4 protein-coding genes and 1 pseudogene are annotated in these 5250 nt (G+C 60.2%); 4 read left to right on the top strand and 1 reads right to left on the bottom strand.

Annotated features, from left to right (window positions below):
* Window positions 1-242: 242 nt before the first annotated feature.
* The 4 genes and pseudogenes from CFB82_RS40875 to tnpC all read left to right on the top strand — a co-directional run.
* Complete coding sequence (locus CFB82_RS40875) at window positions 243-2522, top strand: hypothetical protein (RefSeq protein ID WP_143751072.1); 2280 nt, start codon at window positions 243-245, stop codon at window positions 2520-2522.
* 137 nt (window positions 2523-2659) lie between these two features.
* Window positions 2660-3025 carry an IS66 family insertion sequence element accessory protein TnpA gene (gene tnpA, locus CFB82_RS40870; RefSeq protein WP_089487878.1) on the top strand — a complete coding sequence of 122 codons (366 nt, stop codon included), beginning with the start codon at window positions 2660-2662 and terminating at the stop codon, window positions 3023-3025.
* Window positions 3001-3348 (top strand): IS66 family insertion sequence element accessory protein TnpB, encoded by a 348-nt coding sequence (gene tnpB, locus CFB82_RS40865; protein WP_089487877.1) that lies wholly within the window; start codon window positions 3001-3003, stop codon window positions 3346-3348. The genes tnpA and tnpB overlap by 25 nt, the downstream gene beginning before the upstream one ends.
* Before the next feature lie 83 nt (window positions 3349-3431).
* A pseudogene (tnpC, locus tag CFB82_RS40860) lies at window positions 3432-4919 on the top strand (IS66 family transposase); the annotation flags it as partial.
* Between the two features lie 50 nt (window positions 4920-4969).
* Here tnpC and CFB82_RS40855 read toward each other — a convergent pair.
* The coding region (locus CFB82_RS40855; RefSeq protein WP_256990774.1) for a hypothetical protein at window positions 4970-5250 on the bottom strand (281 nt) is incomplete at its 5' end.

Genomic DNA, 5250 nt, shown 5'->3' with positions numbered 1-5250 from the left:
CCGCCACTCCACGCTCGGTCAGGTGTCGCCAACCCAGTTTTTTCACGACTGGCTCCGCACGCAGGACGAGCAAAATCTGGCAGCATAACGACTCGCCCTTGGTGCGCGAAAAACCGGGGGAAGCTCACAAGGGACGGGGAATCCGACCCGCAGAGATTAACTAAATAGACCATAGAAAACCAGGAATCGTTATGCCCTTCGGAATAGGAAGTATTGGATTGCGCGGATTTGGTTCCGCGCTCATGTCCCCCACACCGCTCGCTCTACGAGCCGATCGAAACGGGCCTTCAACCGATATGTCGTCGTCGGCAGTGGTCTACTCGCCCGATAAACATCACACGGTCCGCGACTTCGAAGCGAGCGATGCCTATAAACAGTTCCGCCAGGAAATGAGCGCGACACTCGACCACCTGAAGGAATTTGCGGCTAAACACGTCCCATACGAGGCCGAAGACATAAAAACGTGCGTGGACAGATTCCAGGACCGCCTGTTCAACCTAGAGCGTAACTACTATTCGGACGCTCGCGTGGCGTTCTATGCGGAAGGTAAGCGTGCCTTCGACCTGCTGCACCGCCTGCTGCAAAACGACGACATCGAGCTTTCCCTGCGCACCAGCGCTATGCGCAATGTAGCGGGCGAGCTTGGGGTCTGTGGACCCGGCTTGATCACCAAGCTCATCACCGAAGTCAATCGGCTCTGTAACACGAATGGCGGCTTGTTGTCGGCCTCCTGGCAGCTCAAACACGACATCATCGAACAGTGCATCACCGACTATGTACGTAAGCATCGCACATACCGGCCAGGCAATGAGGTTCACGAAGTCTCGGCATTTAAGAACTATGGGGCCGAACGACTGGGTATTTCCGCTCCGTCTGATCCCTTTGCCCCGCGGGACGTCAAACCTGAACAGCTGGAAGCGTGCATAAAGCTCGTCGAGGACTATGTGTCCCCAAGCCGCTTGGCGTTAGTAATGGCAGAGCGGTATCAGCAGATCTACGTCGACCGGCTGAGTGACGAGACGGAGATTGCACGTGATCAGCTGACCCGCGGCGTCGAATACGACAACGATGTCATCGTTGAAACGGCCAACCGAATTGTGCGCGAACTGGCGTCGACCTATGGCGCCGATACCGTCAAAGAATCCAGCGCCAGCATCTTGGAATTCGACGACGCGGGGGACAACCCGGTCATCCGTGTGCCGACCGACCCCGCCCTGCTCGCGAGAGATATTTTGCGTGCGCAACATGAAGCAGGACTCGTTGACGCGAGCTACAAGGAAGGGGAACTGATCTTGGGCTGGAATGAGCCTGGCACAGGCCTCAAGGTCGAGATTCGGCACAACGATGAATTGCTCGTCTGGGCCACGGTCGGGGGACAGGTTGAACCCCTGACGGTCGCGCACCTGGCGCAATTTCCGAAACGGGAGCTGGAAAAGCTTCAGGCGCAGCAGCCCAAATTGACGGCGGCACTCAGGTGCGCTGTGATCGACCATGCCCCCGCTGAAGCGTTGATGAACCTTCCACCGCAATGGCTGGCCCTCGAGAGCTGCGCCCCCTTTCTGTCCAAGCTTAACGATGAGCAGGCGATCGCCTACCTTAAGGCCAACAGCAGCGACTTGACACTCGGGCAGCAACGCAAATTTGCAACAGTGGTAGCCGGGCAGCAGCGACTACCGCTGCTTGATCACGTCGGTTCGTGGTGCGCGGGTGCGTCCACAGCTCAGTTTGCGATGGCTAACTGGCTGCGCGAAGCCCTTTCCGACGGCAACGCTCAGGCCGTGACGCTGATCGGACCACGTCTGTTGCACGGCGTCGCGAATACCACTTATGATTCTTTGTCGCCCGAGCAAGTGCTGTACAACCTTCTGTCGGCGAACGGGCGCAGCTCAAGCCTGTACTCTGCCATGGCCGCAGGATATGACAAAGCGGTACAAGCTTTCCTCGACATAGTGCTGAGGGCCGGTGCGGCAAAACAACTCTCGGCAACGGACCTCGCCAACCTGCTGAGCGCGAAATCTAAGAATGATGCCTCCGGGCTTGATCGAGCTAGGAAAAACGGTCATGTAGATGTTGTAAATACATACCTTCAAGCCGTCATGAACGCGTACTGGGACAAGCTTATCTCCCCTGAGCAGTGCGTTGAACTGGGGGTAGATGCAGCGCACCTGGCGCAAGTTTCGAAGCGGGAGCTGGAAACGCTGCAGGCGAAGCAACCCGAATTGACAGCGGCGCTCGGGCGCGCTGTGCTCGAACGCGAATCTGCTGAAGCGTTGATGAACTTTCCACTGCAATGGCTGCCCCCCGAGAGCTGCCCCCTTTTTTTGTCCAGGCTTAATGATGAGCAGGCGAAAGGCTACTTTGAGACGTGGCGCAGCGACTTGACAGTCGCGCAGAACGTCGAATTCATGAAGGCGGTCCGCGCGCAACATCGACCACCCAATCTGTTGGAGTTCTTCGTAAAGGGGCCACCCGGAGGCTTTGTTCGGAAGGGGGTGGTTGCGCGGCAGCGTGAGGTCGAGTAGAAAGGGCAATTGATCTATGCCTCGTGAACGTTCATTGCCATACAAAGCCAGCCTGAAAGTAAGCGTCCCGCGAACCCGCACTTATGGATGTGAAGGAAACGAGGTACATGTAGCGTCTTCAGCTTGCTGGAGACGCGATGGACTGGGTTTTGCACATCGAAGCGGCGCAACGGGAAGGCAAGACGTTGTCGTCGTATGCGCGGGAGCATGGGCTCTCGGTGCACGGACTGTATAAAGCGCGGCGGCGGATGCGGGCGGCACCCGACGCGCCGCAGAAGAAGGCACACAAGCCAGCGGCAACGGCGCGAGATGCGGTCTCGGCGTTCGCCGAAGTGAAAGTGAGTTCGACGCCGAGCAGTACAGCGCCCCGCGCGCGGCTATGGGCGCATCTGCCCAACGGCGTGAGCGTTGAGCTCTTGTGTACGAGCGCCGACGTTGCTCTGCTGACGGCGATGATGGATTCGTTGGGGAGGACGGGATGTTCCGCTTCGACGACGATGTGAAGGTGTACCTGCATCGGGATGCGATCGATTTTCGCAAGAGCATCAACGGTCTGGCGGTGCTGGTCGAACAATCGATGAAGCTCGACCCGTTCGGGCGCGCGGTGTACGGGTTCCGCAACCGACGGGCCGATCGCATCAAGTTGCTGCTGTACGAGCGCAACGGGTTTTGGCTATTGATGAAGCGGCTTGAGGCGGACCGTTTTTGCTGGCCCCGCACGGGAGAGATCGTCGAGCTGAGCGCGCAGCAGCTTTACTGGTTGCTCGACGGCATCGACCTGTCGGCGATGCGCAAACATCCCGAGCGGCGCTACACGCGGCTCTGAACTGTCGCATCACTGCGACACGAATGCGACTGTTACAAAATGACGTAAACCCATTGGGGTACGGTGTTCGCTATCGTGGAGGCATGACCCGCAGACACCTCACGATCACCGCCGACGAGCTCGCCGCGCTCATCGCGGCGCGTGACGAAGCCGCCGCCGAACGCGATGCGTTGCGCGGCGAACGCGATGAACTTCGTGGCGAGCTTCGCGTGACACGCGTCGAACGGGATCTCGCGAAGGAACAGCTGAAGGTCATGCTGCGCAAGCTGTTCGGCGCGAGCAGCGAGAAGCGCGATCCGCGACAGGGCGATCTGTTCCTGAACGAGGCCGAGCAGCTGGCGCCGACATCCGCAACCCAGCCCGCGCAGGAAGACCAGCCGGAGATCGAGATCGCGGCGCACAAGCGCAAGAAGCGCGGCGGGCGCAAGTCGCTCGACCCCGCCCTGCCGCGCGAGGTGGTGCGATACGAAATTCCCGAGGATCAGCGGGTCTGCCCGCATGACGGCTCGACGCTGGTCGAGATCGGCGTCGAGGTGAGCGAGCAACTGGACATCATCCCGCAGCAGATTCGGGTGATCCGCCACGAGCGGGTCCAGTACGCGTGCAAGCTGTGCGACCATGGACTGAAGGTCGCGTCGGTGCCGCCGCGCATCATCCCGAAGGGGCTGTTCACGGAAGCAGCGATGGCGTGGATCATCCTGTCGAAGTACATGGACGGGCTGCCGCTGTACCGGATCGCGGCGCTGCTACGTCGCTTTGGCGGCGACATCTCGCGCAACACGATGTCAGCCAGCGTGATCCGGCATGGTCAGGCGGTGCAACCGGTGATCAACCTGATGCGTGATGTGCTACTCGACAGCGGGGTCACGCAAGGCGACGAAACGAACGTACAGGTGCTGAAGGAGCCGGGACGCCCGGCACAATCGAAAAGCGCGGTATGGGTCCAGATGAACGCTGTCGGCCCACCCGTGCGGCTGTACAGTTACGCGCCCGGACACCATATCGAACACGGCGACGCGCTGTGGGCGGGCATACGGGAGGGTTCGGCGCTGATGAGCGACGGCGGCGCCGTGTACGATGTGATCGCGAAGAAGAACAAGCTGATCCATCTCGGCTGCTGGACGCATGCGAGGCGGTACTTCGTGGAAGCCGAAGCGGTGCTGCCCAAGGAAGCGCGCGGGCCGCACCAGCCAGCGACGCAGTTCCTTCATCTGATCAGCAAGCTGTACGCTGCCGAGGAACGCGCGCGCCATGCGCCGGCGCGCTGTCAGCGGCTACGCTATCGCTATAGCCGGCTGGTGCTGGGCAAGATCAAGACGTTGCTGGACGAGCATCTCGAGACGACGCTGCCGGGCGGCAAGCTGGGACAGGCGCTGGGTTATCTGGGCAACCAGTGGCCGAAGCTGTGCCGCTACATCGAGAACGAGACCTGGCCGATATGCAACAACGCCTGTGAGAATTCGATCAGGCCGTTTGTGGTCGGAAGAAAAAACTGGTTGTTCAGCGATACGGTGGCGGGCGCGAAGGCGAGCCTGAATCTTTACTCGTTGATCGAGACGGCGAAGGCGAATGAGATCGGCTTTGTTCGACAGGGTATGCGCTCAGTTGGTTGCGGGCGCAATTAGGCTGTCTTGACGCAAATCGCCTTGCCGAAGCTGTTCCACCGGTTCACGAGGTTCGCAATGATCACGCCCTCGCGCTGCTGCGATTCGAGTCGGCGCGTCAGCAGTCGCGCGCCGATGCAGCGTTTGATCCGCGAAATCTGCGCCTCGACCAGCGCGCGCTTGCCATACCCGTACTTGTGGTGGAACGCATGGATGCCTTTCTCCTTGATGTAGCCGACAATCTGGTCGTGCCAGCGTGTGGCCGGCTTAGCGTGAACCACCGCATTGGCCGGCGGCG

The organism is Burkholderia sp. HI2714 (assembly GCF_002223085.1).
Lineage (GTDB): Bacteria > Pseudomonadota > Gammaproteobacteria > Burkholderiales > Burkholderiaceae > Burkholderia > Burkholderia lata_D.
This window is presented reverse-complemented; position numbering and strand designations above follow the sequence as displayed.